Source organism: Pedococcus cremeus, from assembly GCF_900111375.1.
Classification (GTDB): Bacteria; Actinomycetota; Actinomycetes; order Actinomycetales; family Dermatophilaceae; genus Pedococcus_A; species Pedococcus_A cremeus.
The window spans coordinates 1-14,564 of sequence record NZ_FOHB01000008.1 but is presented as its reverse complement, the minus strand read 5'-3'; the positions used below and the strand labels follow the sequence as shown (position 1 = coordinate 14,564).

Below are 14,564 nucleotides of genomic sequence, written 5' to 3'. Positions count from 1 at the left end.
ACTCCGGGGCACGAGCACCTCGCTCCGGGGAACGAGCACCTCACCCCGGAGCAGGAGCAGCGCGACGAATCGGGCTCAGGCACGACCGGTGCTGCCGTCCGACCCTCCGGCCGGCGGGTCGGCGCCCAGCAGGGGGTCAACGGACTGGGCGACCTCGGAGCCGGGCTGGCGGGTCGGGATGCCGCCGGTGAGGAAGAGCGAGCACAGCGCCAGCAGGGCGAGCACGAACAGCGACGCCCTCAGGCCGGCTAGGCGGGCGGTCGAGTTCTCCTGCATGACGGCATCGCTGGTCTGCTGGTCGACCCCGGCCTCGGCGAGCCCCTTCTCCAGCTGCTGGTCGGACACGAACGGCACACCGGATGACAGGGTCACCTGTGCCTGGTCGGCGAGGTTCTGGGGGACGGCCGAGTTGCCCCGGATGCCGGTGAAGAAGGACGTCGTCAGCGCGGAGATCAGCACGGCACCCGCGAGCGCCGTGCCGATGGAGGCGCCGAGGTTGGTGACGGTGTTCTGCACACCGCCCACCTCGGCGCTGCTCTCGTCGGGCACCGACGACACCGTGACGCTGCCCAGCTGCGAGGCCAGGGCACCGATGCCGAGACCGGCGAGCAGCAGCGGCCCGGTGACGATCTGCGGGCCCGCCCCCGCCTCGAGGGCGGCGACGAGGGAGGTGATGCCGGCGAAGAGGAGCAGGAAGCCGAGGCGGACCACCCGCCGCGGCGAGACGTCCGGCCACACCTTCGGGATGCCCACCGCCGCGAGCAGCAGCGTCACCGACAGCGGGAGGATCCGCACGCCGGTGGCGACCGCCGACAGGCCGAGGGCGACCGAGAGGAACAGCGGCACGCAGAAGAACAGGCCCGCCTGCAGCAGGTACTGCAGGAAGAAGGCGACCAGGCCTCCACGCAGCAGCCTGTTGCGCAGCAGCTTCGGATCGAGCAGCGCGGCTCGGCCCGCCGCGAGACGGCGACGCTCCCACGCCATGAACAGCCAGAGGACCACCCCGCCACCGAGCACCAGCCAGACGACCGGTGAGGTGCCCAGCCACACGGGTGCCTCCGGCTTCGGCTTCACGAGCCCCCAGGACCCGGAGCGCAGGACGCCGTAGACGATGAGCCCGAGGCCGGCGGCCGACAGCGCGGTGCCGACGAGGTCGAGCTTGGCCTCCGGGTTTGCCGGCACGTCGACCATGCGGCGGGTCAGCAGCAGGATGACGAGCACGATGAGGACCTCGCCCGCGAACACCCAGCGCCACGAGGCGTACGTCGTCATGAGGCCGCCGATGAGCGGCCCCGCCGCCACGGCGATCGCACCGGAGGCCGCCACCAGCCCGTAGGCACGCGGCCGCTCGGACCGCCCGAAGTTGCTCGCCACCAGGGCGACGATGGCCGGCATGATGAGCGCGGCCCCCATGCCCTCGAGCAGCGACCAGCCGATCATCAGGACCGCGAGGTTCGGCGCGAGCGAGGTGGTCAGGGAGCCCACGCCGTAGACCACGCACCCGATCGCGAACGCCCGCTTGCGGCTGAGGATCTCGCCCAGCTTCCCGCCGGTGATCATCAGCGACGCCATGACGAGCGTGTAGAGCGTGATGGCCGTCTGGATGCCGGTCACCGAGGTGCCGACGTCCTGGGCGACGGTCGAGATCGACACGTTCATGACCGAGCTGTCGAGGGTCATGAGGAACTGCGCGGACGAGAGGGTGAGCAGCACGGTCCCTGCCGCCGCGGCGGCCGCCACGCCTTGGGCAGGCATCGGGGCCGGCGTCGGGGCCCGGGCGGTGGTCACCTACCCACGATGGCCAGGGGCCGGCGACCGGGCATCACCCTCGCCGGGTGAAGGTGGCGCGCCCTCAGCCGGCGGGTACGGACGACGGCAGGCCGATGACCTGCCGCAGCTCGTCGACGGTGTCGACCACCGCGTCGGGCGCGGCGGCCTCCAGCACCTCGCGGCCGACGGCACCCCACGAGACCGCGATGGCGGCCATTCCGGCCGCCCGCGCGGCTGCCACGTCGACGGCCGCGTCGCCGACGTAGACGCAGTCGGCCGGCTCGACGCCCAGCTTCGCGGCACCGTGCAGCAGCGGGTCGGGCAGCGGCTTGTGGCGGTCGGTGTCCTCCAGCGTCCCCAGCAGCGGCGCGAGTCCCTCGATGCCGACACCGCGCATGGCCAGCAGCGCCGTCTGGCGGCGCTTGGAGGTCACGACGCCCGTGCGCACCCCGGCCGCGGCCAGGTCGCGCAGCAGCTCGGCCACCCCGTCGTAGACCCGCAGCAGCCGTTCGGTGTTCGCGATGTTCCACTCGCGGTAGACGCGGTCGAGCTCCCCGGCGTGCTCGGGCGACACCTCGGCGAAGCTCTCGATGAGCGGCCGGCCGATCCAGGACCGGATCTCCGCCTCGGCGCGCTCGGTGCCCAGAACTGCCTGGAACGCGTGGTTGTAGGACGCCACGATCAGCCCGATGGTGTCGGCGAGCGTGCCGTCGAGGTCGAAGAGGACGACGGGCCGGCGGAGATGTGTCACGACCGTCACCCTAGAGCGGGCCTGTCCGAACCCGCCCATCGACTAGCCTCGATGCAATGGGCACCTCTGTCGGCCACCCCGTCGACCCACCTCTGGACCACCCCCTCGACCACCCGCTCGACCGGGCGCAGGCCGAGAACACGGCCGCCCTGCTCAAGGCGGTCGCCGACCCGGTGCGCCTGCAGCTGCTCAGCCTGATCCGCGCCGCCGAGGGCAACGAGGCGTGCGTCTGCGACCTCACCTCGGCCGTCGGCCTCTCACAGCCCACGGTCAGCCACCACCTCAAGGTGCTCTCCGACGCCGGCCTGCTCACCCGCGAGCGCCGCGGCACCTGGGCATGGTTCCACCTCGTGCCCTCCCGGCTCGACGACGTGGCCGCCATCTTCCGCTGACCGCTCGCCCCACCCGGCCCCCACCACCGGGCCGGTATGCCGCGTGGCCGGCCACGCGGCATACCCACCGCCTGCCCCACGCCCCTGCGAGGCCCTCGCGGGCAACGGATATTTTGGGGCCATGCCGACCCGCCCCCTCGCCGACCTGGTGCACCCGAGCTGGGCGGAGGCGCTGGAGCCCGTGGCCGGCACCGTGGCCGAGCTCGGCGCCTTCCTGCGTGCGGAGCTCGCGGCGGGTCACACCTACCTCCCGGCCGGTGGACACGTGCTGCGGGCGTTCGAGAAGCCGCTCGACGACGTGCGGGTGCTCATCGTCGGGCAGGACCCGTACCCCACGCCGGGGCACGCGGTCGGCCTGTCGTTCTCGGTGGCGCCGGACGTCCAGCCCATCCCTCGCAGCCTGCAGAACATCTACACCGAGCTGTCGGCCGACCTCGGCGTGCCGACCCCGACGACCGGCGACCTGTCGCCCTGGGCCGACCGCGGGGTGCTGCTGCTCAACCGGGTGCTGACCGTGCGCCCGGGTGCCCCGGCCAGCCACCGGGGGCGCGGCTGGGAGGCCGTCACGGCGCAGGCCATCACCGCGCTGGTCGAGCGCGGCGGTCCGCTCGTCGCCATCCTGTGGGGTCGGGACGCCCGCAGCCTGGTGCCCCACCTCGGCGAGATCCCCTGCCTCGAGAGCCCCCACCCCTCTCCCCTGTCCGCCCGCTCGGGGTTCTTCGGGTCGCGGCCGTTCAGCCGCGCCAACGAGCTGCTGCGCCGCCAGGGAGCCGAACCGATCGACTGGAGCCTGCCGTGACCGACCTGCCGGAGACGAACGAGCTGCCGGAAGCCACCCACCTCCCCGAGCCCGGACGCACCTGGCGGCGGTACGTCGCCATCGGTGACTCGTTCACCGAGGGGATGTCCGACCCCGACCCGAGCCGCGACAACGCCTTCATCGGCTGGGCCGACCGCCTGGCCGAGCACCTGTCGCTGCTGGCCCGGGAGGCCGGCCATGACTTCGCCTACGCCAACCTCGCGGTGCGCGGACGGTTGCTCGCCGACGTGATCGGCCCGCAGCTCGACACCGCGCTGGCGCTGCAGCCCGACCTGGTCTCCATGGTGGGCGGTGGCAACGACATCCTGCGCCCCAAGGCAGACCTCGACTCGATCGCCGCCCGTCTCGAGGAGGCCGTGCTGCGGATCCGGGCCACCGGCGCCGACGTCCTGCTCGCCACCCCGGTCGACCCGGCGGACGCGCCCCTGATCCGGCACCTCCGCGGCCGGCACGCGATCCACAGCGCCAACATCTTCAGCATCGCCCAGAAGCACGGCTGCTACGTCATCAACCAGTGGGGCCTGCACGCGCTGCGCGACTGGCGGATGTGGGCCGAGGACCGCATCCACATGACCAGCGAGGGACACCGGCGGGTGGCGCTGAGCGCCCTGTCCGCGCTCGGCCACAGCACCGACCGGGCCGACTGGACCTCCCCGTTGCCGGACGCGCCCGTGCTGAGCCGCCGCGAGTGGGCCACCGCCAACGCTGCGTGGGCCCGCCAGCACCTCGCCCCCTGGGTGCAGCGCCGGCTCCGGGGCGAGTCGTCGGGCGACACCGTGGTGGCCAAGCGTCCTGAGCTGAGGCCCGTCGAACCCCGCTAGACCCGCACCTGCGGTGGTTATGCTGCTCTCATGACGCAGCTGCGGATCTCTGAGGCCGCTCAGCTCCTCGGGGTCTCCGACGACACGGTGCGCCGCATGGTCGACGCGGGCCGCCTGCCGGCCGCCCGCGACACCTCCGGCCGGCTGACCGTGCAGGGGGCCGACCTCGCCGCCCTCGCCCAGGAGATCGCCAGCCCGCCGCCACCCGGACCGGTGGCCGATGAGTCCGCCCGCAACCGGATGCGGGGCATCGTCACCCGGGTACTCAAGGACACCGTGATGGCGCAGGTGGAGCTGCAGGCCGGGCCGTTCCGCATCGTCTCGCTCATGTCTGCCGAGGCCGTGGAGGAGCTCGGGCTCGAGGTCGGGTCGGTGGCGGTGGCGAGCATCAAGTCGACCCACGTCATCGTGGGGGTGCCGGCATGACGCAGGGTGGGGGTCCGGCATGACGCGCCTCCGCGCACGGGCCGCGAGCCGGCTGCGCGGCGGAGTGGTGGCGACGCTGCTGCTCGCGACGGCGGTCACCGGCGGCTGCACCACCGAGAGCCGGCTGACCGCAGGCGGTGCACCCCAGAGAACCAGCACGGTCACCGTGCTCGCCGCGGCCTCCCTGACCGACCCGCTCACCAGCCTGGCGCGGCAGTACGAGCGCGCGCACGACGGCGTGACGGTCGCGCTCAGCTTCGGCTCGAGCACCACCCTCGCCCAGCAGGTGGCAGAGGGTGCGCCCGCCGACGTCGTGGCCTTCGCCGGCACCCCGGCCCTCGACCAGCTGCCGAAGGACGCCACCGACCAGGGCGGCCGGGCGACCATCGCGCGCAACACCATGGAGATCGCCACGCCGCCCGACAACCCCGGCGGCGTGCGCAGCCTGGCCGACCTGGCCAGGCCCGACCTCGACGTCGTGCTGTGCGCCTCCACGGTGCCGTGTGGCAAGGCTGCCGACATGGTGCTGTCGCGCGCCGGCATCACACCGCACGTGGTCTCCCGCGAGGTCGACGTCAAGGCCACCCTCGCCAAGGTGCGGCTCGGTGAGGCCGACGCGGCGGTCGTCTACCACTCCGACGTCGTCTCGGCCGGCGACACCGTGAAGGGGGTCGTGATCCCGACAGCCCAGAACACGACGCTCGACTACCCCTTGGTGTGGCTGAACACCAAGCCCGACACGACCGGCTTCGCCGAGCTCGTCCGCGGCACCGAGGGCCGGGCCGCCCTGACCCGCGCCGGCTTCCTCGCGCCATGACCGACGCTGCGGAGCCGATGGCTGCCGAGCCGGTGGCTGCGGGCCGGATCCGCGCCGCCGGAGGCACACGACTCGGTCTGCTGGCGCCGGCCGGGCTCGCCGTCGCGCTGGTCGCCCTGCCCCTGCTCGCGCTGCTGCTGCGCGCCGACTGGGGCCATGTGCTCGACCACCTCGCCGACCCCGCCGTGCTGCCCGCCATCCGGCTGTCGCTGCTCACGACCACGACGACGGTGGTGCTGGCGGTCGTGCTCGGCACCCCGCTGGCCTGGCTGCTGGCCCGGGCCCAGGGCCGGGCTGCCGCGTGGTTCCGCGCCCTGCTGACCGTGCCGCTGGTGCTGCCACCGGTCGTCGGCGGTGTGGCCCTGCTCATGGCCTGGGGCCGCCGGGGCGTCGTCGGTGGCCCGCTCTACGAGGCGTTCGGCGTCCGTGTGCCCTTCACCCCGGTGGCGGTGGTGCTGGCCGAGCTGTTCGTCGCGATGCCCTTCTACGTCATCGCCGTCGAGGGAGCGATGCGCAGCGTCGACCCCCGCTTCGAGCACGTCGCCGCCACCCTGGGCGCCTCACCGTGGCGGTCCTTCTCCCGCGTCGCCCTCCCCCTGGCCGTGCCCGGCATGGCCGCCGGGGCCGCTCTGGCGTGGGCCCGCGCGCTGGGCGAGTTCGGGGCGACCATCACGTTCGCGGGCAACTTCGCCGGCCGCACCCAGACCGCACCCCTGGCGGTCTACGTCGCCCTCGAGCGTGACCCGCAGGCGGCCGTCTCCCTCAGCCTGGCCATGCTGGTCGTCTCGATCGTGGTGCTGGCCCTGCTGCGCGGCCGGTGGGTGCGGTGAGCCTCGACACCCGCCTGTGCGTCGAGCGGTCCACCTTCACCCTCGACACCTCGCTGGCCGCCGCCTCGGGCGAGGTCGTCGCCGTGCTCGGCCCCAACGGCGCCGGCAAGACCACCGCGCTGCACGCCCTCGCCGGCCTGGCCCCGCTCAGCGGCGGTCACGTCCGGGTGGCCGGCCGGCTCTGGGAGGGCGAGGGCACCCACCTGCCACCTCAGGCCCGCAGCACCGGCCTCGTGGCCGCCGAACACCTGCTGTTCCCCCACCTCAGTGCGCGCGACAACGTCGCCTTCGGGCCCCGCAGCCGTGGCACCAGCAGGGCCGCCGCCCGCCGGCGCGCCGACGACGAGCTCGACCGCCTCGGCATCGGCGACCTCGCCGACCGCCGACCCAGCGCGCTCTCGCACGGACAGGCCCAGCGCGTGGCGCTGGCCCGGGCCCTCGCCACCGACCCGGAGCTCCTGCTGCTCGACGAGCCGCTCTCGGCCCTCGACCCGGTGAGCCGCCCTGCCGTGCGCGCCACGCTCGCGCACCGGCTGCGGGCCTTCACCGGCGTCACGGTGCTCGTCACCCACGACCCGCTCGACGCGCTCACGCTCGCCGACCGCCTCGTCTTCGTCGAGGGCGGCCGGGTGGTGCAGGAGGGCACCCCTCAGGAGGTCGTGGCGCGCCCCCGCGACCGCTACGTCGCCGACGTCGTCGGCCTCAACCTGTATGCCGGTGAGGCCACCGACGGGGAGGTCGTCCAGACCCCGGCCGGTCCCGTGGTGACTGCCGGCCATGAGCACCGGGGGCCGTCCTGGGCGGCCTTCTCCCCCGCCGCCGTCGCGCTCTACCTCTCCCGCCCCGAGGGCTCACCACGCAACACCTGGCCGGTCACCGTGGCCGCCGTCGAGCTGGCCGGTCAGACCGCCCGGGTGCGGTGCACCGGAGACCTCGACGTGACCGCCGAGGTGACGGCGACGTCGGTCGCCTCGCTGCGCCTCCAGCCGGGCCTGCAGGCCTGGGCCACCGTCAAGGCCTCCGAGGTCCGGGCCTACCCCGCCTGACCACGGTCGCCCGTGTCGGTCGCCTGCGCCGCGGGAGCACCCGGCCACGACCTGCGGGATTGAGGTAGTTGGACGTCCTACAACTACCCTGACGCCATGCCTGCGACCCGGCTCATGCCCACCGAGGACGGTCAGGACCTCATCGACCTGACCCGGGAGATCTGCGACAAGGAGCTGCGCCCCCACGTCGACGAGGCCGAGCGCGCCGCGGCCACCACCCCGCAGCTGCCGACCGAGGTGTTCCGCACCCTCGGCCGGGCCGGGCTGCTGTCCCTCCCGTACCCCGAGGAGGTCGGCGGGGCGGCCCAGCCGTACGAGGTCTACCTCCAAGTGGTCGAGGAGATCGCCTCGGCCTGGATGAGCGTGGCCGTCGGCGTCTCCGTGCACGGCCTGACCTGCTACCCGGTGGCCCAGTTCGGCAGCGACGAGCAGAAGGCCGCCCTCCTCCCCGGCATGTTGTCCGGCGAGCAGCTCGGCGCCTACTGCCTCTCGGAGCGCTCCGCCGGTTCCGACGTCGCGGCGATGACCACCCGGGCGACCCCCGACGACGAGGCCAGCCCCACGGCATACCGGATCAAGGGCACCAAGTCGTGGATCTCGCACGCCGGCCACGCGGACTTCTACACCTCCTTCGTGCGCACCTCCGACGAGGGCGGGCGCGGCCTCTCGTGCTTCGTCGTGCCGGGCGACGCCGAGGGCCTGGCGTTCGGCGCCCCCGAGCGCAAGATGGGGCTGCACTGCGACACCGTCAGCGAGGTGCACTTCGACGGTGTGACCGTCGGCGCCGACCGGCTGGTCGGGGCACCCGGGCAGGGCATGGCCATCGCCCTCTCTGCCCTCGACTCCGGGCGGCTCGGGATCGCCGCTGCGGCAACCGGTCTCGCGCAGTCGGCACTCGACGCGGCAGCGGAGTACGCCAAGGAGCGCAAGCAGTTCGGTCGCGCGATCGCCGACTTCCAGGGGCTGGCCTTCCTGCTCGCCGACATGGAGGCCGCGGTGACCTCGGCGCGCGCGACCTACCTGCACGCCGCCCGCCTGCGCGACGCCGGGCGCCCCTTCTCCAAGGAGGCCGCGGTCGCCAAGCTCGTGTGCACCGACGCCGCCATGAAGGTCACGACCGACGCCGTGCAGGTGCTCGGCGGCTACGGCTACACCCAGGACTTCCCCCTCGAGCGGTTCATGCGCGAGGCCAAGGTGACCCAGATCTTCGAGGGCACCAACCAGATCCAGCGGCTCGTCATCAGCCGCCAGCTCCTGAAAGGCTGAACTTCCTTGCAGATCAACGAGAACACCGTCGCCCTCGTCACCGGTGGAGCCTCCGGACTTGGTGGTGCGACGACCCGCCGCCTGCACGCCGCGGGCGCCTCGGTCGTCATCCTCGACCTGCCCTCCTCCCCCGGGAAGGCGCTGGCCGAGGAGTTCGGCGACCACGTCCGCTTCGCGCCCGCCGACGTGCGCGACGAGGCGCAGGTGCAGGCCGCGATCGACGCGACCCGCGAGCTCGGCACCCTGCGGATCGTCGTGAACTGTGCGGGCGTCGGCACCCCCGGCCGGGTCGTCGGCAAGCGCGGCCCGCTGCCGCTCGAGGACTTCAAGAACGTCATCGACATCAACCTGGTCGGCACCTTCAACGTGCTGCGCCTCGGCGCCGCCGCGATGCTCGACAACGAGCCGGTCGACGGCGACCGTGGTGTGGTCGTCATGACCGCCTCGATCGCGGCCTACGACGGCCAGATCGGCCAGGCCGCGTACGCCGCGAGCAAGGGTGGCGTGGTCGGCCTCACCCTGAGCGCGGCACGAGACCTGGCGGACAAGGCCATCCGCGTCATGACGGTGGCCCCCGGCACCTTCGAGACGCCGATGCTGAGCGGCCTGCCGGGCGACGTGAAGGCCGTCCTCGAGGCGCAGGTGCCGCACCCGTCGCGGCTGGGCTCGCCCGACGAGTACGCCAGCCTCGTCGCGCACATCGTCGACAACCCCATGCTCAACGGCGAGGTCATCCGGCTCGACGGCGCCCTGCGGATGCCGCCCCGGTGACACCGTTCTCGCGTCGGCGCCACCGGCTGCGGCGTCGCGTCCGGCCCTGAGGCCCTCGCACCACCACGCGCCCTGTCCCGCCTCAGCGGGGCAGGGCGCGTTCCTCTGCCACCCCGTTGCCGCCGTCGACGACGATGACCTGGCCGTTGACGTAGCCGGCGCCCGGGCCGGCCAGCCAGGCGATCGCGGAGGCCACCTCGTCGGCCGTGCCCGACCGGCCCACCGGGGTGACGAACCCCTCGGCGACCTCGTGCTCGGTCTGTGAGCCGGTCGAGATCCAGCCCGGGGCAACGGCGTTCGACGTGATGCCGTGACGTGCCTCGTCGACCGCCAGCGCGCGGGTGAGGCCGACCAAGGCAGCCTTCGCCGCGGCATACGCGACCTCCCCGCGCATGGCCATGAGGGCCCCGGTGACGCTGGTGACGGTGACGATGCGTCCCTGACCGCTGGTGCGCAGGTGTGGGAGGGCGGCTCGGGTGACGAGGTAGGCGGTGTCGAGGTTGCGGCGCAGCGAGTCCGACCAGCGCTGCGGGCTGGTGGCGAGCAGGTCGCCCTCCAGGTAGTCGGGGTCGCTCGTCGAGACCATGCCCGCGTTGTTGACGACGATGTCCACCCGGCCGTGGGCAGCGTGCGCTTGTGCGACCAGGGCCTCGGCCACGGCGGGGTCCGTCAGGTCACCCACGAAACCGTGTGCCGTGAGGCCTGCCGCGACGAGCTCGGTCGCCCGTTCGTGCGCCCGCTCGGTGGTGGCGCCCACGACGACCGCCGCACCCAGCATCCCGAGGTGCCGCGCGGCGGCATACCCGATCCCGGTGGGGCTGCCCGCCCCGGTGACGACGGCGACGCGCCCGGTGAGGTCGAGGAACGGCGGCACCTGCATGCGGGCAGTGTGGCAGCAGCCGGCTCAGGTGGTGGGCACCCAGTAGCGCAGCTTCTCGCCGCGCCGGTCCTCGAAGACTCCGCCGCACGCCTCGATGACCTTGCGGGAGGCGAGGTTGTCGTGGTCACAGGTGATCAGGGCCCGCTCGATCCCGTACTGCTCGGCGGCGATCGGAAGCATGGCTCGGAGCATGGCCGTGGCGTGGCCGCGACGCCGGTGCTCCGGGGCGACGTCGTAGCCGATGTGGCCGCCGCCCCGGCCCTCGGCGGCGAACCCCGCCATGGCGCGCAGGAACGAGGCGTGGAAACGGACGTCGGGCTCGACCAGTGCTGGCACGAGCCCGACGCTATCCGTTCTGGCGACCCTCGTCCGAGGGCTTCTCGCTCCTCGTCAGACGCAGCTGGCGAACGCGTCGTCGAGGATGTCGAGGCCCTCGGTGAGCAGCTCGTCGGAGGCCGAGAGCGGCGGGAGGAAGCGGAACACGTTGCCGAAGGTCCCGCAGGTCAGGGTCACCAGGCCCTCGCCGTGGCAGTACTTGTTGATGCGGGCCGTGAGGTCGGCGTCCGGGGTCTTCTTCTCCTGGTCGCTGACCAGCTCGACCGCGAGCATCGCGCCGCGGCCACGGATGTCGCCGATGACGCCGTACTTCTCGGCCAGGGCCTCCAGCCGCGGCATGAACAGCGCCTCGACGGCCCTGGCGCGCCCGCACAGGTCGTCGGCCTTCATGGTCTCGATGGCGGCCAGCGCCGAGGCGCATGCCACGGGGTTGCCGCCGTAGGTGCCGCCGAGGCCGCCCGTGTGGATGGCGTCCATGACGTCCGCCCGCCCCGTGAGGGCCGCGAGCGGCATACCGCCGGCGATGCCCTTGGCGGTGGTGATGAGGTCGGGCACGACGTCCTCGTGCTCGGAGGCGAACCAGTCGCCGGTGCGGCAGAAGCCGGTCTGCACCTCGTCGGCGATGAAGAGGATGCCGTGCTCGCGGCACCAGTCGGCCACCTTCTTGACAAAGCCCGGGGCCGGCACGATGAAGCCGCCCTCGCCCTGGATCGGCTCGAGGATCACCGCAGCGGTGTTCTCCTCGCCGACCTGGGCGTGCACGTCGGCCACGAAGGTCTCGAAGGCCTCGTCGGCGCAGTGCTCCGGACCGGTGGGCCAGCGGTAGGGGTAGGCCATCTGCACGCGGTAGATCTCGTTGGCGAAGGGCCCGAACCGGTGCTTGTACGGCATGTTCTTCGCCGTCAGGGCCATGGTGAGGTTGGTGCGGCCGTGGTAGGCGTGGTCGAACGCGACGACCGCCTGGCGACCGGTGAAGTGGCGGGCGACCTTGACCGCGTTCTCGACGGCCTCGGAGCCGGAGTTGAACAGCGCCGAGCGCTTGGCGTGGTCACCGGGCGTGAGCTCGGCCAGCGCCTCGGCGACGAGGACGTACTCCTCGTACGGCGTGACCATGAAGCAGGTGTGCGTGAAGTCCTGGATCTGCTGCTGCACCGCCTCGACCACGCGCGGGTTGCCGTTGCCGACGGTGGTGACCGCGATGCCGGAGCCGAAGTCGATGAGCTGGTTGCCGTCGGCGTCGACGAGGATGCCGCCCGCAGCCTTCTCGATGTAGACGGGGAGGCCGGTGCCGACGCCCGCGGAGACCGCGGCGAGCTTGCGCTCGTGCAGGGCCTGGGACTTCGGGCCGGGGATGGCGGTGTTGAGGACACGCTTCTGCTCGATCACCGCTCGATCATAAGGTGGCTGCTGCTGGCCCCGACAGGCCTGTTCGGGTGCCGCCGTGACCCGGCCGGTCTACGTTGGGGCGCATGGCGTCGTCGAAGTCGAGCTCCCCCGCCGTCGAGATCGAGGTGGGCGACCGCGACGTGCGGATCTCCAACCCCGACCGCGTCTACTTCCCTGCCCGCGGCGAGACCAAGCTCGACCTCGTCAACTACTACCTGTCGGTCGGCGATGGCATCGTCAACGCCCTGCGCGAGCGACCCTGCATGCTGCACCGGTTCCCCGAGGGCGTCGCGGGCGAGAAGGTGCACCAGAAGCGGGTGCCCCACGGCGCACCCTCGTGGCTGGAGACCGTGCGCGTGCACTTCCCGCGCTACAACCGCACCGCCGACGAGCTCTGCGTCACCGAGCTGGCACAGGTGATCTGGGCCGTGCAGATGTCGACGGTCGAGTTCCACCCGTGGAACAGCCGCCGCGCCGACACCGAGAAGCCCGACGAGTGGCGCATCGACCTCGACCCGATGCCGGAGGCCCCCTTCGACCGGGTGCGCCGGGTGGCCCACGTCGCCCACGAGGTGCTCGACGACCTCGGCGCCACCGGATGGCCGAAGACCTCAGGCGGCAACGGCCTGCACATCTACGTACGCATCAAGCCGGAGTGGGGGTTCAAGGACGTGCGCCGCGCCGCCCTGGCCTTCGCCCGCGAGGTCGAGCGCCGAGCCCCCGACGACGTCACCACCACCTGGTGGCGCAAGGACCGCGACCCCGCGCTGGTGTTCGTCGACTTCAACCAGAACGCGCGCGACCACACCATCGCCAGCGCCTACTCCGTCCGAGGGAACCCCGAGGGCACCGTCTCGACACCCATCCGCTGGGACGAGGTCGACGACGTGCACCCGCGCGACCTCACCATCGCGACGATGCCCGAGCGGTATGCCGCCCTCGGCGACCTCCACGCGGGCATCGACAAGGCCGTCTTCGACATCAAGCCGCTGCTGGAGTGGGCCGACCGCGACGAGCGCGAGGGAGCCGACGACCCGGGCGGCGCCGAGGCCACCGGCAACGACGGTTAGTCCTGCGCGGAGTCAGCCGAGTGCGGGGATCTCGTGCGGCACGTCGGGAACCCCTTCGGCCAGGACGCGAGCCAGCTGCGGGGCCAGGTCCCTCGGGCTGAAGGTCCCCTGCTCAGCGGCGATCTCCGCGGGTGGGAACCAACGGATCCCGTGGACGTTCTCGGCCGCCAGGTCGACCCGCGGCCTGGGCTCGAAACGAGGAGCCCGGACGAGATAGGTGACCTCGGTCTGCCCGTCCCAGTGCGTCATCGGGAACAGCCTCGTCAGGCGCCAGACCGCGCCCTCGATGTCGAAGCCGTCCAGTCCCAGCTCCTCGGCCAGCTCACGCCGCAACGCCTCCTCGTGCGACTCGCCGGGATCGACTCCGCCGCCCGGGCAGGCCCAGAAGCCCCCTTCGAGGTCCAACCCCGGCCACTCGAAGTGGACGAGCAGGACGTGGTCGTCCGCGTCGAGGAGGAGCGCGCGCACGGCCTGCCGCAGTCGAGGTTTGCCCACGGCCAGCGATCCAACCACGCGAGAGGCGCCCCGGCAGGGGTTGGCGCGCAATGGTCCTCACACTCAGCCCTCCCTAGGGCATGGCTCGGTCCCCGAGCATGGCTGTGGCCCCGCCGGTGGTCGGCGGGGTGTGGGGCGGGGTCACGCTGGCTCGGTTGCGGTGTTGCTGGCCGCCCGGCGGGCGAGGAGGTCGTCGTAGGAGCCTCGGGTGAGGTCCCACTCGACTCGTTCCCCGAACGCCCCCTGCACGACGCGGCCGGCCAGGCGGCGGGTGTGGACGATGGTGTGGTGCCGCTCGCAGAGCAGCGCCCCGTTGGCCAAGTCCGAGGGTCCGAGGTCTGCCCAGTGGACGAGGTGGTGGGCGTCGGTCCACTGCGGGGGTGCCCCGCAGCCGGGGTAGGTGCAGCCGCCGTCGCGCAGCCAGAGGCGTTTGGTCTGGGCGTCGGTGAAGAAGCGTTTCTCGACGCCCCAGTCCATGACCTCGCCGTCGGAGCCGAGGACGATGGGGATGACCGACCCGTCGCAGCACATCCGCCGGACGGTCTCGGGGGCGAGGTGGGTGCCGGCGTCCAAGCCACCGAGGGTGGTGGCCGCGCCGAGCCGGTCCTTGAGGTCGTCGTAGCTCATGGTCAGCAGCAGCGTCGTCTTGTTGGTCTTGCCGACCTCGTCCCCGGCCGCCACCGCCCG

The 14,564-nt window shown here is 72.9% G+C and carries 17 protein-coding genes; 10 read left to right on the top strand and 7 right to left on the bottom strand.

Features of this window, described 5'->3' with window-relative positions:
* Positions 1 to 75: 75 nt before the first annotated feature.
* Positions 76 to 1,788 carry an MFS transporter gene (locus BMW78_RS15220; RefSeq protein ID WP_245735892.1) on the bottom strand — a complete coding sequence of 571 codons (1,713 nt, stop codon included), beginning with the start codon at positions 1,786 to 1,788 and terminating at the stop codon, positions 76 to 78.
* 64 nt (positions 1,789 to 1,852) lie between these two features.
* Entirely contained in the window at positions 1,853 to 2,521 is a 669-nt protein-coding gene (locus BMW78_RS15215; protein WP_245735891.1) for an HAD-IA family hydrolase, read from the bottom strand.
* Positions 2,522 to 2,577: 56 nt separating this feature from the next.
* Here BMW78_RS15215 and BMW78_RS15210 point away from each other — a divergent pair, with 56 nt between their 5' ends.
* From BMW78_RS15210 to BMW78_RS15170, 9 genes are all read left to right on the top strand, one after another.
* Complete coding sequence (locus tag BMW78_RS15210) at positions 2,578 to 2,913, top strand: ArsR/SmtB family transcription factor (RefSeq protein ID WP_091761518.1); 336 nt, start codon at positions 2,578 to 2,580, stop codon at positions 2,911 to 2,913.
* Between the two features lie 121 nt (positions 2,914 to 3,034).
* Entirely contained in the window at positions 3,035 to 3,712 is a 678-nt protein-coding gene (locus tag BMW78_RS15205; protein WP_091761516.1) for a uracil-DNA glycosylase, read from the top strand.
* 5 nt (positions 3,713 to 3,717) lie between these two features.
* Positions 3,718 to 4,554, top strand: coding sequence for an SGNH/GDSL hydrolase family protein (locus BMW78_RS15200; RefSeq protein WP_281247096.1), 837 nt, complete (start codon positions 3,718 to 3,720; stop codon positions 4,552 to 4,554).
* A gap of 30 nt (positions 4,555 to 4,584) precedes the next feature.
* Positions 4,585 to 4,980 carry a TOBE domain-containing protein gene (locus BMW78_RS15195; RefSeq protein WP_091761515.1) on the top strand — a complete coding sequence of 132 codons (396 nt, stop codon included), beginning with the start codon at positions 4,585 to 4,587 and terminating at the stop codon, positions 4,978 to 4,980.
* A 19-nt stretch (positions 4,981 to 4,999) separates the two neighbouring features.
* Positions 5,000 to 5,797, top strand: coding sequence for a molybdate ABC transporter substrate-binding protein (modA, locus tag BMW78_RS15190; protein ID WP_091761513.1), 798 nt, complete (start codon positions 5,000 to 5,002; stop codon positions 5,795 to 5,797).
* On the top strand, positions 5,794 to 6,627 hold the full coding sequence (locus tag BMW78_RS15185) for an ABC transporter permease (RefSeq protein ID WP_091761511.1): 834 nt from the start codon (positions 5,794 to 5,796) through the stop codon (positions 6,625 to 6,627). The genes modA and BMW78_RS15185 overlap by 4 nt, the downstream gene beginning before the upstream one ends.
* The gene (locus BMW78_RS15180; RefSeq protein WP_091761927.1) at positions 6,624 to 7,673 is read left to right on the top strand and encodes an ABC transporter ATP-binding protein; all 1,050 of its coding nucleotides are present in this window, start codon (positions 6,624 to 6,626) and stop codon (positions 7,671 to 7,673) included. Before BMW78_RS15185 ends, BMW78_RS15180 begins: the two co-directional genes overlap by 4 nt.
* Before the next feature lie 96 nt (positions 7,674 to 7,769).
* Positions 7,770 to 8,939, top strand: a complete 1,170-nt coding sequence (locus BMW78_RS15175; protein ID WP_091761509.1) for an acyl-CoA dehydrogenase family protein — start codon at positions 7,770 to 7,772, stop codon at positions 8,937 to 8,939.
* Between the two features lie 6 nt (positions 8,940 to 8,945).
* Positions 8,946 to 9,710: a 3-hydroxyacyl-CoA dehydrogenase gene (locus BMW78_RS15170; RefSeq protein WP_091761507.1), complete on the top strand. Its 765-nt coding sequence runs from the start codon at positions 8,946 to 8,948 to the stop codon at positions 9,708 to 9,710.
* An 82-nt stretch (positions 9,711 to 9,792) separates the two neighbouring features.
* Here BMW78_RS15170 and BMW78_RS15165 read toward each other — a convergent pair whose 3' ends face one another.
* From BMW78_RS15165 to gabT, 3 genes are read right to left on the bottom strand one after another with little or no spacing between them, the layout of a single operon-like run.
* On the bottom strand, positions 9,793 to 10,590 hold the full coding sequence (locus BMW78_RS15165) for an SDR family NAD(P)-dependent oxidoreductase (RefSeq protein ID WP_091761505.1): 798 nt from the start codon (positions 10,588 to 10,590) through the stop codon (positions 9,793 to 9,795).
* Positions 10,591 to 10,614: 24 nt separating this feature from the next.
* Positions 10,615 to 10,926, bottom strand: a complete 312-nt coding sequence (locus BMW78_RS15160; RefSeq protein WP_245735890.1) for a GNAT family N-acetyltransferase — start codon at positions 10,924 to 10,926, stop codon at positions 10,615 to 10,617.
* Positions 10,927 to 10,980: 54 nt separating this feature from the next.
* Positions 10,981 to 12,312: a 4-aminobutyrate--2-oxoglutarate transaminase gene (gene gabT / locus BMW78_RS15155; protein WP_091761503.1), complete on the bottom strand. Its 1,332-nt coding sequence runs from the start codon at positions 12,310 to 12,312 to the stop codon at positions 10,981 to 10,983.
* An 83-nt stretch (positions 12,313 to 12,395) separates the two neighbouring features.
* On the opposite strand from gabT, the gene ligD reads away from it, so the two are divergent.
* Positions 12,396 to 13,382, top strand: a complete 987-nt coding sequence (gene ligD / locus BMW78_RS15150) for a non-homologous end-joining DNA ligase (RefSeq protein ID WP_091761500.1) — start codon at positions 12,396 to 12,398, stop codon at positions 13,380 to 13,382.
* A 12-nt stretch (positions 13,383 to 13,394) separates the two neighbouring features.
* Here ligD and BMW78_RS15145 read toward each other — a convergent pair whose 3' ends face one another.
* Both BMW78_RS15145 and BMW78_RS20870 read right to left on the bottom strand, forming a co-directional pair.
* Complete coding sequence (locus BMW78_RS15145) at positions 13,395 to 13,877, bottom strand: NUDIX hydrolase (protein WP_177180424.1); 483 nt, start codon at positions 13,875 to 13,877, stop codon at positions 13,395 to 13,397.
* Between the two features lie 141 nt (positions 13,878 to 14,018).
* Positions 14,019 to 14,564, bottom strand: a 546-nt coding sequence (locus BMW78_RS20870; protein ID WP_177180423.1) for an HNH endonuclease signature motif containing protein, incomplete at its 5' end; no start/stop codon positions are given.

Coding starts and splice junctions, on each gene's coding strand:
- BMW78_RS15185 (WP_091761511.1), top strand. CDS start 5,794: ATGACCGACGCTGCGGAGCCGATGGCTGCCGAGCCGGTGGCTGCGGGC.
- BMW78_RS15210 (WP_091761518.1), top strand. CDS start 2,578: ATGGGCACCTCTGTCGGCCACCCCGTCGACCCACCTCTGGACCACCCC.
- ligD (WP_091761500.1), top strand. CDS start 12,396: ATGGCGTCGTCGAAGTCGAGCTCCCCCGCCGTCGAGATCGAGGTGGGC.
- BMW78_RS15195 (WP_091761515.1), top strand. CDS start 4,585: ATGACGCAGCTGCGGATCTCTGAGGCCGCTCAGCTCCTCGGGGTCTCC.
- BMW78_RS15175 (WP_091761509.1), top strand. CDS start 7,770: ATGCCTGCGACCCGGCTCATGCCCACCGAGGACGGTCAGGACCTCATC.
- modA (WP_091761513.1), top strand. CDS start 5,000: ATGACGCGCCTCCGCGCACGGGCCGCGAGCCGGCTGCGCGGCGGAGTG.
- BMW78_RS15165 (WP_091761505.1), bottom strand. CDS start 10,590: ATGCAGGTGCCGCCGTTCCTCGACCTCACCGGGCGCGTCGCCGTCGTC.
- BMW78_RS15205 (WP_091761516.1), top strand. CDS start 3,035: ATGCCGACCCGCCCCCTCGCCGACCTGGTGCACCCGAGCTGGGCGGAG.